Source organism: Thermodesulfitimonas autotrophica (assembly GCF_003815015.1).
GTDB lineage: Bacteria > Bacillota > Desulfotomaculia > Desulfotomaculales > Ammonificaceae > Thermodesulfitimonas > Thermodesulfitimonas autotrophica.
Genome location: NZ_RKRE01000003.1, coordinates 637,545 through 652,447, shown reverse-complemented (window position 1 = coordinate 652,447; position 14,903 = coordinate 637,545). Strand labels below are relative to the sequence as shown.

General features: G+C 60.3%; 14 protein-coding genes. 3 read left to right on the top strand and 11 right to left on the bottom strand.

The window, feature by feature from the left end; translation table 11 throughout:
• Positions 1-437: 437 nt before the first annotated feature.
• Both EDD75_RS10835 and EDD75_RS10830 read right to left on the bottom strand, forming a co-directional pair.
• On the bottom strand, positions 438-950 hold the full coding sequence (locus EDD75_RS10835) for a hypothetical protein (protein WP_123931945.1): 513 nt from the start codon (positions 948-950) through the stop codon (positions 438-440).
• A 61-nt stretch (positions 951-1,011) separates the two neighbouring features.
• Entirely contained in the window at positions 1,012-1,239 is a 228-nt protein-coding gene (locus EDD75_RS10830; protein ID WP_123931943.1) for a hypothetical protein, read from the bottom strand.
• A gap of 621 nt (positions 1,240-1,860) precedes the next feature.
• Here EDD75_RS10830 and EDD75_RS10825 point away from each other — a divergent pair.
• Positions 1,861-2,901: a hypothetical protein gene (locus EDD75_RS10825; RefSeq protein ID WP_123931941.1), complete on the top strand. Its 1,041-nt coding sequence runs from the start codon at positions 1,861-1,863 to the stop codon at positions 2,899-2,901.
• A 72-nt stretch (positions 2,902-2,973) separates the two neighbouring features.
• Here the strand turns inward: EDD75_RS10825 and EDD75_RS10820 are convergent, their stop codons facing one another.
• Positions 2,974-3,180, bottom strand: coding sequence for a hypothetical protein (locus EDD75_RS10820; RefSeq protein WP_123931939.1), 207 nt, complete (start codon positions 3,178-3,180; stop codon positions 2,974-2,976).
• Between the two features lie 251 nt (positions 3,181-3,431).
• Here EDD75_RS10820 and EDD75_RS10815 point away from each other — a divergent pair, with 251 nt between their 5' ends.
• Positions 3,432-3,779, top strand: coding sequence for a sigma-70 family RNA polymerase sigma factor (locus EDD75_RS10815; RefSeq protein WP_123931937.1), 348 nt, complete (start codon positions 3,432-3,434; stop codon positions 3,777-3,779).
• A 150-nt stretch (positions 3,780-3,929) separates the two neighbouring features.
• Positions 3,930-5,060, top strand: a complete 1,131-nt coding sequence (locus EDD75_RS10810; RefSeq protein WP_123931935.1) for a hypothetical protein — start codon at positions 3,930-3,932, stop codon at positions 5,058-5,060.
• A gap of 45 nt (positions 5,061-5,105) precedes the next feature.
• On the opposite strand, the gene pyrE is transcribed toward EDD75_RS10810, so the two are convergent.
• The 8 genes from pyrE to EDD75_RS10770 all read right to left on the bottom strand — a co-directional run bounded on the left by pyrE (position 5,106) and on the right by EDD75_RS10770 (position 14,859).
• Entirely contained in the window at positions 5,106-5,699 is a 594-nt protein-coding gene (gene pyrE / locus EDD75_RS10805; protein ID WP_123931933.1) for an orotate phosphoribosyltransferase, read from the bottom strand.
• A 157-nt stretch (positions 5,700-5,856) separates the two neighbouring features.
• Positions 5,857-6,573, bottom strand: a complete 717-nt coding sequence (gene pyrF / locus EDD75_RS10800) for an orotidine-5'-phosphate decarboxylase (RefSeq protein WP_123931931.1) — start codon at positions 6,571-6,573, stop codon at positions 5,857-5,859.
• Between the two features lie 11 nt (positions 6,574-6,584).
• Complete coding sequence (locus EDD75_RS10795) at positions 6,585-7,508, bottom strand: dihydroorotate dehydrogenase (RefSeq protein ID WP_123931929.1); 924 nt, start codon at positions 7,506-7,508, stop codon at positions 6,585-6,587.
• Positions 7,505-8,284 (bottom strand): dihydroorotate dehydrogenase electron transfer subunit, encoded by a 780-nt coding sequence (locus EDD75_RS10790; RefSeq protein ID WP_170157808.1) that lies wholly within the window; start codon positions 8,282-8,284, stop codon positions 7,505-7,507. Before EDD75_RS10790 ends, EDD75_RS10795 begins: the two co-directional genes overlap by 4 nt.
• Positions 8,260-11,511, bottom strand: coding sequence for a carbamoyl-phosphate synthase large subunit (gene carB, locus EDD75_RS10785; RefSeq protein ID WP_123931927.1), 3,252 nt, complete (start codon positions 11,509-11,511; stop codon positions 8,260-8,262). Before carB ends, EDD75_RS10790 begins: the two co-directional genes overlap by 25 nt.
• A gap of 2 nt (positions 11,512-11,513) precedes the next feature.
• Positions 11,514-12,590 (bottom strand): glutamine-hydrolyzing carbamoyl-phosphate synthase small subunit, encoded by a 1,077-nt coding sequence (gene carA / locus EDD75_RS10780; protein ID WP_123931925.1) that lies wholly within the window; start codon positions 12,588-12,590, stop codon positions 11,514-11,516.
• 39 nt (positions 12,591-12,629) lie between these two features.
• Positions 12,630-13,943, bottom strand: a complete 1,314-nt coding sequence (locus EDD75_RS10775; RefSeq protein ID WP_123932036.1) for a dihydroorotase — start codon at positions 13,941-13,943, stop codon at positions 12,630-12,632.
• Positions 13,924-14,859, bottom strand: coding sequence for an aspartate carbamoyltransferase catalytic subunit (locus EDD75_RS10770; RefSeq protein ID WP_211328204.1), 936 nt, complete (start codon positions 14,857-14,859; stop codon positions 13,924-13,926). The genes EDD75_RS10775 and EDD75_RS10770 overlap by 20 nt, the downstream gene beginning before the upstream one ends.
• Between the last annotated feature and the right edge of the window lie 44 nt (positions 14,860-14,903).

The window sequence follows — 14,903 nt, the reverse complement described above, 5'->3', positions numbered from 1 at the left end:
ACGTTCGGGCCTTCCCCGGCGGTTCATGACCTACCGGGTACTATGCCCTCTGCTGACTCCTGCCGGTTCAGCCGGGCCTCTCGGCCCGGGTTACCAGTATCCCTGGCCTATCCGGCAGGCCTCCCCGGGTAAGAGCGCTGTCTTTCCCTCCATTCGCCCGCCCCATTTACTCTTGGCAGCCTTCGGTAGCAAGGACTTTGCTTTGTGTTGCAAGCTCGTCCAACTGCCACTAGCCTCGCCTGGGGTTCGTGGTCCTCGGGCCAGAGGTTTGCCGCCGGCTTCCTCCAGATCCCGCCTCACGGCGGACACCCTTGCCTTAAGCTAACGACTACCGCTACCTTCGTCGTTCGGGACTTTCACCCTATAGACAGTGCCCATGCCGGGCGCACAACAAAAGCCCGGCCTTCTCTGGCCGGGCCCGCACGCGCGTGCGCTTTTCAGCTACCGTAACCGGTCACCGGCTTCACCCGCCATCCTTCGGCGTCGAACCCGCTTAGCCCCGCGGCGGCGAGCCCCTGGTGCCCTGAGGCTGCTACAGCCATCCCCGCCGCCTCGCGGGCGATCTCAACCGCCTCGCGGGCGATTTCGGCGGCTTCGTCCTCAAGCTGGACACCGGTTGCCTCTGCTGCCGCGATTTGCATCGCCCGTTCGGCACATTCCGCGATGATCCCGACCGGGCAGAGGTGGCTTGCGTCCTTACGCTGTAGCCCCCGGCGGTTGCGGCGGCGGTTCTGCTGGACCGCCTGACACCATTTCACAGTCGGGATGACCAAGCCTTGCGGCGCGCCCAGGAGGGCGAGAAAGTAGCTTATCGCCTTTGGCCCGCCCTGGGCGAAAACCTGCAGGACGATTTTGCGCTGTTGCTTTCCCGCTTCGTTTTTGTCGCTATAACTAAGTAAAACCGCATTCTGGAATTCTCTGGCTCTTTCTTGGATCTGCTTCAGAGTCATCTGTCTCTTCTCCTTTTCCTGGAATTTATAAGGAAAGCGTAAATATAGCGTAACATAATGCCTAAACAGTATTGTCAGTTTCTTCCTTTCCCGGTGTTGGCCAACCTGCGGCGGAATAGGGTAGTCCTCCGCTCGGGGCCGCACCCCACACCGCTTCACCGTTTTTACCGCCAAAACCCGGCATTTTTTGTCCAAAATCGGCGATACTGTGACGTCTTCTCCGTTTATTATTCTTTTTACCGGACTTGTTTTGTGCCGTTCTCTCTCTTTCAGTCTCACTTGCACTCAAACCACACTCCCCTGGCGTGATATAATCATCTTACCTCGGTCCTCCCAACCCCCAACCGGGGGGTTCGGAGAACCGCCCCCGGAACCGGGGGGGCGGTAAAATTCGCATAAGATTCGAACCACTATTCGGTCTCTTGACCGCGCGCTTCAGGTCAACCTCAAGGCTGCACGGGGCAGCGGATGCTGCCTTTGCTGCCGCCTGGCAGCGCGGGGAGCACGGCTCCCTGGTGCTGAAAAAAAGCTGCTTATCTCGTCTTAGTCTCTTCTCTTCTTTAACTCTTCTTCCGGTCGCGGCTTTTGCCGCGTTTCCCGCCCCGGGAGGGCGTCTGGTGGGGTTGCGTCCGCTTCTGTCGTTCACTTAGCTATCTTGCTGCCCCGGGAGGGGATGACCCTCCCCCAGGCTGTCGCGTCGCGCTGTGTGTGTATTGCGTCTCCCCCCCCTCCTCCTCCGGACCCCCGGTGGGGGCGGGGGAGACGGTAGGGGTGATTAAAATTTTGTCTTAATTTTAGTATAATAAATACAAAAGTTGTAGTCAACCACCTGAGATGAATTTTTTAATAGAGAGAAGGACAAAATACTTTTCTGGAGAAAATATCTAGAGGAGATAGGGTTGGTGGTGGTATGGCGATTGAAGAAACAAAACAGGTCATAGACCTTTTCTTTGGAGATTATTTTGAAAATGTCGAGGAGGGGTTACACACCACGCTTTTTCACCCTTTTCGGGCTGTGTGTCTTGCCCGAGCCCTGACTGGGATATCCGTCCGTGAGCTTGTTGGATGGCTTAGTTTATCTCGTTCTTACATCGTCAGCTTGGAAAACTATTCTCGTTCCCTTACGCCTGACACTCAAACTGCATTTCTACAGCTTGTAAAAAACCTTAATGATAACCCGTTTTTAGACGAAAAAATGATGCTCTTTCGTGAGGTTTTGTTCAGGTTCGGTCTCATGGAACCTGAGCGGATTTCGTTTTTATTTGATTATTTTAGGTTTTTTGAGCAGTTTTTTTACGAGCCAAGATTAGTTTTGCCTTTAAAGGTGCTACTTTTTGAGTGTCTTGCCGCAACCCTTAAAACGACCTCTGCTGTTATTTATCACGATATATACGAGCTTTTCAATCCTGATATGGGCCGTGCTTATCATTTTGTAGAACCTTTAATTATACTTTGGAGTAGCGGTTTCTTTGGTTGGCCTTATTTCAAAGTGCCACGAGTAATTTTGACCACCGGGAGTGAGTTTTCTTTGCTTTCTGGCTTTCTCCTTGGCGTAATTTCTGCCTCTGAGTTGGTCGAGTTTTATCAAAATAAACTTAAAGGTTTTTCTAAGTATCCTTCTAAAGTGCTGTTTGATCGAGTATCTTTAAAAGAAGGTATTGTTAAGCCTTTGGGAGTGATGGCTTTGGCTGCTTTTCTCTTTACTGAGATATCTGTAAAACTGACGACAGAAGCAATTTTTTTCCCTCCGGCGACAAAAACACCGGTTGATATTGAAGTAGATTTTTTTGATGGTGGCCGTTACAGTGAAATAGGCCCGTTACATTACTTTTTCTCTGATTACATCCTTGGTATACCACCTGAGCGTTTATGTAAACGCGTTGAAGATGTTTTAAGCGGACCAAGTAAATATTTACTTCAGCGATTAAACACACACAAGGGGCAAGGTTAACCTTGCCCCTTGTGTGTTTCTACAGTCCCTTCGGCTCCCTTTCGCCGCGGGCAAGAAATTGAGTTAATAAGTTTACAGTACCGTGAAATTTCTTACCCGACGGTTTAGTATGTTTTTTGCTCGGTAGGCCGACAGTAGACGAATCACTTTCATACACTCCGGCTCTCCATCCTTCCCATACAGCTCCCTTGCGGCCACCTCGAGCGGCACGCTCCCGCCGCGCTCCTCCAGCAGCCGCAGGAGCCGCTCCTTCTTCGTCTCTTGCTTCAGCCTCCGCATCAAAAACCACCTCCTAACAAAAAAGCCGGCCGAAAGACCGACCGGTTTTTGCACATTTTTCTGCTTTCGAAAATACAGACCGGCCCTCTGGTTTGGGCCGGGTATTTTGCACATTTTTTCGCTCGAGCGGCAGAAAGAGCTTCCGCCTTCTTTTAGACTACTATACCACAAAACCGGCCGGGACGCAATCTTTTTTTTGAATCTCGGAGGCCCGGGTTGCGCTACCAATAGTCAACTACACGGAGATCCTGATGTGGTTGCGGGCCCGGAAGAAAGACCGCAGCGAGGTTTCTCTCTACGAACCGGTCGGCGTTGACAAAGAGGGGAACGAAGTTTTCCTGATCGACATCCTCGGAAGCGAACCCGATGCCGTCGAGGAGCAGGTCTCCCGGAACATGCAGAAAAAGACGCTCCGGGAAAAGCTCGCTCGGCTCACCTCCCGCGAGCGCAAGATTATCGCCGCCCGCTACGGCCTCGTCAACGGTGAGCGTCACACCCAGCACGAGGTTGCAGCGGCATTAGGCATCTCGCGCAGTTACGTCTCCCGCATTGAAAAGAGCGCCCTGGAAAAGCTCAGTGCCGAAACCAACAACCCCTGACGGGGCAAAATTTTGCCCGGGAAGCCCGCGGCCTCTACTTCGCGCCGCGGCTACGGGGCTTGACCGGACATGCCTCCCGGGTTTAAGATTAAGTCTTAAGGCGAAGGCGGCCTTGGCTGAGGCAATTGACAACGGGAGGGAGTAAGCCTCTTGCCTCGCGAGCGGGATTATGCTTTGGACCTGCTAAAAACTCTCGGGTGCCTCCTGATGGTCTTTGCCCACTCCCACGTAGTTACCAACAACTGGTTTACCCATTACGTGGTCTTCTCAGGGACTTTCGCTCCGGTACTCTTCTTCGGGGTGTGCGGGGTAACCTCAGTCTTTCAGCTCCGCTCCCGTCCGTGGCCCGTGTTGGCCACCTTCTACGCCCTTTTTTTCTTGTTAGGGTTGAGTTTCATCGGCATAAAGGGGGTTAACTTCTGGCGGGAGCCCCAGTGCGAAATATTCCAGGGCATCGCGCTCGGGGTTGTGGCCACGGCTCTGCTTGTACGCCTACTTGGGGAAAAAAGCGGCTTCTTGTTCCCCCTGCCTTTTTTGTTATACGTGCTCTGCAAAAAAGCAGTCGTGACGACTCCTGTTATGGCCGGCTTCCTTTTTCCGCCGGGTCTTTTCCCGCTCTTCCCGTGGCTATCCTTTTTCCTCTGGGGCGTATTTTGCTACTGGTTCCGCCGGATGGGGTTCCTGCTTGCCCTATCCGCCGCCGGGACATACCTCTCGCTTGTTGTCGCCGGTAAGGGCCACTGTGAAAAATGGGAAATGAACGCAGGCTATTTTCTGTTGGGACTGGCGCTTTACGGCCTCCTTTTCGGCCTCTGTTCAATCAGGTGGCGCGTCCCGCAGTGGCTCATTTACACCGGAAAACACTCCCTGCTTTTCTTCTACACGCACTATCTGGTGCTTTTTTTATGGCGCGCCGCCGGCCTTCCCTTGCTGCCGCTTCTGGTCTGGCCGGCAACTCTCGCGGGGGCAGTCGCCTTTTGCCTGTTCTTAACAGAGGTCAACCAGCTAATTGTGTCTCCCCGGTTGGTCTACCCTCGCCCAGCCGCCATTTTCTGGGGTTTGCTTATAGGAATCATTCTCTTTGCGCCAACGATGGTGCCGCCAGCCGCACTACCGTGGGTCTCTTATGGCTGCGGTTTCCTTTTCGCCTTGAACTACCGCGCGTTGAACAAACTAGTGCTCTGCGTCGCCTGCCACAGAGAATCGCTACCGGGAAACCAGAGTTATAGGAGCAAGGCGGCTCTACCCCCGGCACAGCGCAACTACAATTTAGCCGACTAGCCACCACGGCGACCGGTAAAGACGGTCCGGCCGCCGCCAACAAATTTAAGCACCAAGGCCGCGGCTGCCGGGTTTGACTGCTGGGACACCCTGGCGGCAAAGGGGGCACGCGTCAGGCTCCCAAGTCACCGCGCCGACTTTGAGCAGGGCCGCAAATGGGGCGTCGAAGCGTGCCTGGCCGCCGCTGCGGTCGATCAGCGCCCCGAAACCGACCACTTCCCCGCCAAGGGCGGCCACGGCCGCCGCCGCTTCCTTCACCGAACCCCCGGTGGTGACGACGTCTTCCACCACCAGCACCCGTTCGCCTGGCGCCACCGTGAAGCCGCGCCGGAGGCGCATCACGCCTTCCACCCGCTCGGTGAAGATGCCCCGCACCCCAAGCGCCCGGGCCACCTCGTAGGCAATGATGATCCCGCCGAGCGCCGGCCCCACAACGCAGTTAACGTTAAGCCCCCGGAAACGCTCGGCCAGCACGCCACATAGCTGCGCGGCAAGCTCTGGGTACTGCAGCACTAGGGCGCACTGCACGTAAGTATCGCTGTGGCGCCCCGAGGTCAAAATAAAGTGTCCCGAAAGGATGGCCCCGCTTTTTTCAAAAATCTGCCGGATTTCGGCTTCGCCCGGTTCCCCAAACCCCAACTTGCGAACCCCTCCTCCGTCAATAACGAGTTGTCGCCAACACTGGCGGCCGTTTCTGCCGGTGCGGGCCTTTAGCCCGCATGGGCTACTCCCTACACAATAGTTTCACCGGTCACGTTACCTGGCCTTGCTTAACCCTGAACTTTAAACCGCGAACTTATCCACCCAGCGATTTTACAATCTCTTCCGCCGCCCGCACCGGGTCCGCCGCCTGGAGAATCGGCCTTCCCACAACGATGTAGTCGGCGCCGGCCTGCACCGCCTCCCCCGGGGTCATAACCCGCCGCTGGTCACCAAGCGGCGCACCCGGCGGCCGCACCCCAGGCGTGATAAGCAGAAAATCTGGACCGCAGGCCTTCTTAATCGCCGCCGCCTCAAGCGGCGCCGCCACCGCACCATCCAGACCGCACTCCTTTGCCAGTAACGCCCACCGGAGCGCCACCGCCAGTGTGCTTTCGGGAATGCCGACCTCCTCACGCAGCGCCTGCTCATCAAGGCTCGTGAGCACCGTAACCGCAACCACCTTTGGCCGGGGGATGCCTAACCGCGCCGCTTCCGCCGCCGCGGCTTCGGCTGCCGCCCGCATCATTGCCCGCCCGCCGGCAGCGTGGACGTTGATAATGGAAGCGCCGGCCGCCGTCAGGGCCCGCACCCCGCCCGCTACAGTTGAAGGGATGTCGTGCAGTTTCAGGTCAGCGAAGACCTCCCGGCCCAGCCCCCGGAGGAACTCTACCGCCGCCGGCCCGACCCGGTAGTAAAGCCGCATCCCGACTTTAAAACCCCCGACGACGCCGCGCAAAAGCCCCGCCAGTTCCCGGGCCCGGGACCAGTCGTCCACGTCGAGGGCTACTATGAGCCGCTCTTTCCCCCGCATCTTGCTCCCCCTTACCCGGAGCGCCGGTGCGCCGCGCCGATAAGCTCCTTGACATCTACCACGCCTTCCGCGGCCAGCAGGCGATTCAGCCCCTCGACCAGCTCCACCGTGAGCCGCGGGTTGACGAAATTCCCCGTACCCGCGGCCACCGCCGTCGCGCCGCAGACGATAAATTCCAGGGCGTCTGCGGCGCTCATGATCCCGCCCATCCCGATGATCGGCAACCGCGTGGCCGCATAGACCCGCCAGACCGCCCAGAGGGCGACCGGTTTTATCGCCGGACCGGATAGCCCCCCGGTGATATTACCGAGAATCGGCCGGCACCGCCGCCAGTCGACCGCCAGACCGGGAAGGGTATTGATCAAGGAAACGCCACTCGCCCCGGCGGCGGCTACCGCCGTCGCCACCTTCACCACATCCGCGCCCATTACGCCCAACTTGACGAAAACGGGCAAGTTCCCCGCCACCTGCCGGACCGCTCGGGTCACCGCCGCGGCCGTTTCTGGGTCACTGCCGAAATGCAGGCCGCCCCGCCCCACGTTAGGGCACGAAAGATTCAATTCCAGCGCGTCCGCGCCTGCGGCGGCCAAACGCTCCGCCACCGTTGCGTACTCACCGATTGTCTCCCCGGCGACGCTGGCGATCACCTTCACTCCCCGCCGCTTCAGCTCCGGCAGAATATCCTGCGCTACGGCCTCTACCCCTGGATTTTCGAGCCCGATGCTGTTGAGCATCCCCGCCGGCGTTTCCGCCAGGCGCGGCGGCGGATTCCCCTGCCGGGGCTTCAGGGTCACCGTCTTTAAAACCACAGCCCCCAGAGCCGCGAGATCAACCACTCTAGCGTACTCTATCCCGAAGCCAAAAGTGCCGGAAGCCGTCACCACCGGATTCTTGAGCCGCAACCCGGCCAGGTCAACGAAAAGTTCCGGTTTCATTCCCAGACCACCTCTTCCGCCAAGAAAACCGGGCCGTCAACACAGACCCGCTTGTAAACCGGCCCTTCCGGGGTAATCACCTTCACCGCGCACCCCCGGCAGGCACCGATGCCGCAACCCATCCGCTCCTCGAGGGAAAACTCCGCCCGGGCTATTCCCGCCTCCCGGAGGAAGGCCGCCAGCGCGCGCAGCATTGGGCCTGGCCCCGCGGCGTAAAGAATATCCACCGGCGGGATACCTTCCGCCCGCAGGAGGTCTACCACCGTCCCTTTGAAACCAGCCGCCCCGTTATCCGTCGCCACGAAAAGCCTCACCCGCAAGGCGGCGAGTTTTTCCTGCAGGAGCAACTCGTAGCGGTTCTGCGCGCCGTAAAAAACGGTCACCTCGTTCCCGAGCGCCCGCAACCGCTGGACCAAGAAATAAAGCGGCGCAATTCCGAGTCCCCCGGCCACCACGGCAAAGCGACCGCTTGGCGGCACGGTAAAGCCTTTTCCCAGGGGCCCAAAGACGCTCAGCCGGCGCCCCAATTTCTTCCCCGCTAACAGCGCCGTGCCCCTCCCGACCACGCGGTAGAGAATCTTCACCAGTCCCCGCTCCCGGTCCACCGTGTTGATGCTAAAGGGCCGCCGCAGCAGCGGGTCCGCCGTGATGCTCGTCCGCACCATCACGAACTGGCCTGGCTGGGCCGCGCGCGCTATCTCCGGGGCGTACAATTCGATCCGGTAGCAACCGTCCGCAATTTTGCGCTGCGTTACAATCTCTGCCTCGTAGACCACGGCATAGCCCCCTCCAAGTGGTACTCCTGTAACGGTATTACTTCGATGAATCCGCCCGCTGTTCGCGCCTTCATCACGGTTAGAATCGCCCGTATCGTGTCGAGGGACGTGATGCACGGGACGCCTAACTCTACCGCCGTCCGTCTGATCCGGAAGCCTTCGCGTTCGGGCATCTTGCCGCGGGTAAGCGTGTTTAGCACCAGGTGGATCTTACCCTCGCGCAGCAAGTCCACAATGTTGGGGGAGCCCTCGTGGAGTTTTTTCACCGTTTCCACCGGAATGCCGGCCGCCCGGAGCACCTGGGCCGTCCCCGCGGTAGCTACAATTTTAAATCCGAGCGCCACAAGCTCGCGCACAATTGGGAGAACCTCCTCTTTATCCCGGTCGGAAACGGTCACGAGCACCGTCCCCGCTTGCGGGAAGGAGTAGCCGGCCGCCACGCAACCCTTGTAGAGAGCCGCCGCGTAATCGGCGCTTACCCCCATCACCTCGCCCGTCGACTTCATCTCCGGTCCGAGGGAAACATCAACATCCAGCAGCTTGGCGAAGGAGAAAACCGGAACCTTAACCCCGATGTAGCGCCCCTTCCGGTAAAGGCCGGTCGCGTAACCTAACTCCCGCAGCTTTTTACCTAAAATCGCCTGCGTTGCCAGGCGGATCATCGGCACGCCGGTAATCTTGCTGAGATACGGAACGGTCCGGCTCGCCCGGGGATTAACTTCAAGCACGTAGGGCTGGCCGTTAGGGGCCACAACGTACTGGATGTTCAGCAGCCCCTTCACCCGCAGCGCCCGCGCCAACTCGATAGTGTAAGCCACGATCTTCTCCTCGGTCGCCGGTGCCAGCCCCTGCGGCGGGTAAACCGCGATGCTGTCCCCGGAATGGACCCCGGCCCGCTCAACGTGCTCCATAATCCCGGGGATAATTACCTCTTGGCCGTCGCTGATAGCGTCCACTTCCACTTCCTTCCCGAAAATGTACTTATCGACGAGCACGGGGTACTCCGGGCTCACCCTGACCGCTGACCGCATATACTCCACCAAGTCGTCCTGGTTGTAAACGATCTCCATCGCCCGGCCGCCGAGAACATAGGAGGGCCGCACCAGGACCGGAAAGCCCACCCGCCGCGCGATTGCCGTCGCCTCGTTAACGGAAAACGCGGTGCCGCCCGGTGGTCGCGGGATACCGAGGCGCTCTAAGAGCCGGTCAAACTTCTCCCGGTCCTCCGCCGTATCGGTATCTTCCACCGAGGTCCCTAAAATCTTGAAACCCGCCTGGGCAACCGGTTTTGCCAGGTTAATGGCCGTCTGCCCCCCAAATTGCACCACTACCCCGTCGGGCCGCTCCTTTTTCAGGATGTTGATCACGTCCTCCGGCACAAGGGGCTCGAAGTAGAGGCGGTCTGCCGTGTCGAAATCGGTGCTTACCGTCTCCGGGTTGTTGTTGATGATGACCGCCTTGACCCCTGCCTCCCGAAGCGCCCAGACGCAGTGAACCGAGCAGTAGTCGAACTCGATCCCCTGCCCGATCCGAATCGGTCCGGAACCCAAAACGACCACCTTAGGACCGGGTTCCGGCGGTGCCTCGTCCTCCGTCTCGTAGGCCGAGTAATAATAAGGAGTCTCCGCCTCGAACTCGGCGGCGCAAGTATCGACCATCTTGTAAACGGGCGTAACGCCGAGTTCCTCTCGTTTTTGCCGCACATCTATTTCCGCCTGGCCTGTTAACATCGCAATCGCCCGGTCCGAAAAACCGAGGCGCTTCGCCGCCGCCAGCCGCGCGGCCGTTAATCCCGCCGCCCCTTCCCGCTGCAGCTCCGTCTCAAAGGCTACGATACCCTTAATTTTCTCGATGAACCACGGGTCAATCTTAGAAAGCGCCGCGATCTCCTCAACCGCGAAGCCCCGCCGCAGCGCCTCCGCCACGATGAAGAGGCGCTCGTCGTGCGGAACAGCAAGTTTGCCCCGCAGCACTTCGTCTGAAAGTTTAGCCGCTTCGGGAAGGGTCAGCCCGTAAAGCCCGATTTCGAGTGAGCGCACCGCTTTTAAAAGCGCCTGCTCGAAGGTCCGGCCGATGGCCATTACTTCGCCGGTTGACTTCATCTGCGTTCCGAGGATCCGGTCGGCCAACGCAAACTTATCAAAAGGCCAGCGCGGGAATTTCACCACCACGTAGTCGAGCGCCGGCTCGAAGCAAGCGTAAGTCTTGCCCGTCACCGCATTCCTTATCTCGTCGAGGGTGAGCCCGATGGCGATCTTCGCCGCCACCTTCGCAATCGGGTAGCCCGTAGCCTTCGAAGCCAAAGCCGAAGAGCGCGAGACGCGGGGGTTGACCTCAATCACGTAGTATTGGAAACTTTTCGGGTCCAGGGCAAACTGAATGTTGCAGCCGCCTTCAACCCCGAGCGCCCGGATGATTTTGAGCGAAGCGGTGCGGAGGAGCTGGTATTCCTTATCGCTCAGCGTCTGGGAGGGAGCAACCACGATGCTGTCACCGGTGTGGATGCCCATCGGGTCGATATTCTCCATGTTGCAGACGGTGATACAGTTATCCGCACCGTCCCGCATTACTTCGTACTCGATCTCTTTCCAACCGGCGACGCACTGTTCGAGGAGCACCTGGCTGATGATGCTGTGCTTGAGCCCGCGCGCCGCGATTTCGCGAAGCTCCTCCTCGTTACGCGCGATGCCCCCGCCCGTGCCACCCAGCGTATAAGCCGGTCGCACCACTACCGGGTAGCCTATCTCCCGCGCGAAGCGCACCGCCTCCGTTAAATTCGACGCGATAACGCTCGCCGGCACCGGTTCCCCGATTTCCTGGAGCATCGTCCGGAAAAGCTCCCGGTCCTCCGCCTTCTTGATCGTTTCCAACTGGGTCCCTAAGAGCTCCACGCCAAGCGCCGCAAGCACACCCATCTCGCTCAGTTCCAGCGCCAGGTTCAGACCTACCTGACCGCCGAGGGTAGGCAGGAGCCCGTCAGGGCGCTCTTTCTTGAGCACTTCGGCTAAAAACTCCGGCGTGAGCGGCTCGATGTACACCCGGTCCGCCATGTTGGCGTCAGTCATGATCGTCGCCGGGTTCGAATTGACCAGCACCACCTCCAGCCCCTCTTCCTTCAGGGACCGGCAGGCCTGGGTCCCCGCGTAGTCAAACTCCGCCGCCTGCCCGATGATGATCGGGCCCGAACCGATAACCATTACCTTTTTAAGATCCTTGCGCCGTGGCATCCCTATCTCCTCTCGCGCTGCATCATAGCCATGAATTCGTCGAAGAGGTATTCCGCGTCGTTGGTTCCTGGGGACGCTTCCGGATGGTACTGCACCGAGAAAACCGGCAGGTGCCGGTGGCGCATCCCTTCAACCGTCCCGTCGTTGAGGTTTACGTGCGAGACGTAAACCTCCTGAGGCAGCGATGCGGCATCAACCGCAAAGCCGTGGTTGTGCGATGTTATGTAAACCCGGCCCGTCACCACGTCCTTGACCGGGTGGTTCACACCCCGGTGGCCGAACTTCAGTTTATAAGTTCGGCCCCCAAAAGCCAGCCCCAAAATCTGGTGGCCAAGGCAGATCCCGAAAACCGGCACCCTCCCGATTAGCTCCCGCACGGTTTCTGCCGCGTAAAAGACGTCTACCGGGTCGCCGGGCCCGTTCGAAAGCATGATCCCGTCCGGTTCGTAGGAGAGCGCCTGCGCCGCCGTGGTCCGCGGCGGCACCACCACCACCGTGCAGCCCCGCCGGTTAAGGCACCGGATGATGTTTTCCTTAGCCCCGAAGTCGAAGAGCACCACCCGGTAGCCGTTACCGGGCACCACGTAGGGCTCCCGCGTAGCAACCGCGTCAACCAGCGCCTGCCCGGTAAGCGGCGGCGACCGGCGCGCCTTTTCCACTAAGCTTGCCGCATCCAGGTCCACCGTGCTTAAAACCCCGCGCATCGTCCCGTGCTCGCGCAGGCGCCGGGTTAAAGCCCGCGTATCGATACCCGCCAGCCCGATTACCCCTTGCTCCCGTAAATAGGTTGCCAGGTCCCATTTGGCCCGCCAGTTGGAAGGTGCGCTGCAGGCCTCCCGCACCACAAACCCGCGCACAAAGGAGCGCCGCGCCTCGAAATCAGCGTCGTTAATCCCGTAATTGCCGATAAGCGGGTAGGTCATTACCACAATCTGACCGCAATAGGAGGGATCGGTCAGCACCTCCTGGTACCCGGTCATCCCGGTATTGAAAACGACCTCTCCCCAGCTTTCCCCCGCGGTACCGAAACCTGTGCCGAAATAAACCGTTCCGTCCTCCAGTGCCAGCGCCGCCCGCATCTTGTGCTTTCAATCCCCTTCCTCGTTTAATCCCCTGAGCTACTTTTTATCCCGTGTCCGCCTGCCGGTAGCCACCCGCGGTCGCACCGCAAACCACCGCCCGCCGACCACCACCCCCACGGGCAACCCCTTGAGCCGCCACCCGGCAAACGGGGTATTGCCGCTTTTGGAGGCAAAGCACTCCGGTTCCACCGTCTCTTCCAGCTCCGGATCGATCAACGTAATGTCGGCCGGCGCTCCTTCCCGGAGTAAGCCACCCTCAAAACCTAAAATCCGGGCCGGGTTGGTGGTAAGCTTCGCCGCAAGCTGGGGGAGCGTGAGGACCCCTTCCCGCACGAGCGCCATCGTCAGGCCCACCGCGGTTTCCAGGCCCACCATGCCGAAGGGGGCCGCATCGAACTCGACCTCTTTTTCCTCCCGGGCGTGCGGCGCGTGGTCGGTCGCGATCACGTCAATCGTCCCGTCGGCCAACCCCTCCTTGAGCGCCGCCACATCAGCCGGAGTCCTGAGCGGCGGGTTCACCTTCGCGTTAGTGTTGTAACCCTTCACCGCCTCATCCGTGAGCGTGAAGTGGTGCGGCGTCACCTCCGCCGTTACCTTCACCCCGCGCGCCTTCGCCTCCCGGATGAGCCGCACCGCGCCGGCCGTGCTCACGTGGGCGATGTGGAGGTGACACCCGGTAAGCGCCGCCAGGATAATGTCCCGCGCCACCGCCACTTCCTCTGCCGCCGCCGGCATCCCGCGGAGCCCCAACACCGACGCGGTGACCCCCTCATGCATCACTCCCCCGGCGCTCAAGTCCGGATCCTCGCAGTGCGAAATCACCGGCGCGCCGAGCATCGCCGCGTACTCCATCGCCCGGCGCATGAGATTCCCGTTCCTCACCCAGCGGCCGTCATCCGAAAAGGCCACCGCGCCGGCAGCCCGCATCTCGCCGAGCGGGGCGAGCTCCTTCCCTTCGCTCCCTCTGGTGAGCGCCCCGACCGGGTAGACCCGGGCGCGGCCCGCCGCCTTCCCCCGCTCTAAGACAAAGCCCACCACCGCCGCGCTATCGCAGACCGGCCGGGTGTTCGGCATCGCGCAGACCGCCGCGAAGCCGCCCCGGAGTGCCGCCGCCGCCCCGGTGGCGATCGTTTCCTTGTACTCATAGCCGGGTTCCCGGAGGTGGACGTGCATATCAATCAGCCCCGGCAAAACAAGGCAGCCGCGGGCGTCGACCACCGTAGCGTCTTTATCCGCAGGCGCTTTGCCGATATGCGCAATCCTATCCCCCACCACGGTCACGTCCGCCTGGAATAGCTTCCCCGCAACCGGGTCTACCACTGTCCCGCCCTTAATGATAAGCCTTGTCATCATTCTCCCTCCGGATGAGCAGATAAAGGCAGGCCATCCGCACCGCCACCCCGTTGGTCACCTGCTGGGTGATCACCGCCCGCCCGCTGTCGGCCACCGCGGCGCTGATTTCCACGCCCCGGTTAAGCGGCCCCGGATGCATCACGATCGCTTCCGGCTTGGCCAACGCCAGCCGCTCCCGCGTGATCCCGTAGAGGCGGGCGTACTCCTCAACGCCGGGTAGCAGACCCTGAGCAAACCGCTCCCGCTGGAGGCGCAGCACGTAAACCACGTCCGACCCCGGTAGCGCGTCTTCCAGCCGGGTGAAAACGGCCACGCCTATCTCTTCCAGTCCCGGCGGCAAAAGGGTGCGCGGCCCGCAGACCCGCACCGTAGCCCCGAGCTTCTTCAACCCCCAGATGTTCGACCGCACCACCCGGCTGTGCTGGATGTCGCCCACGAAAGTCACCGTGAGCCCCTCGATCCGGCCTTTCTGCTCTTGGATCGTGTAGAGGTCTAACAGCGCCTGCGTCGGGTGCTCGTGCATCCCGTCGCCCGCGTTGATCACCGCCGCGCGCGTGTAACGGCCAAAAACCGCCGCCGCGCCGGCCGCCGGGTGGCGGAGGACCACCGCGTCCGCCCCGAGCGCATCGATGGTTTTCGCCGTATCGACCAGCCCCTCGCCCTTCGCCACGCTCGACGTAGCCGCCGCCACGCTTATCGTATCCGCGCTCAAGTGTTTCGCCGCCAACTCGAAAGAGAAACGCGTCCGGGTGCTCGGCTCATAGAAAAGCGTCGCCACCACCTTGCCCCGCAGCGTCGGCACTTTTTTGATGTCCCGCCTGATCACTTCGCGCATCGCGCCGGCGGTATCGAGAATCATGCGGATCTCATCCGCCCCTAACTCTTCCAGGCCCAACAGATCCTTCCGCTGCAGCATCTTCTACCTCCCCGCTCAAGCCCCAATAAAAAGGCCCCGTC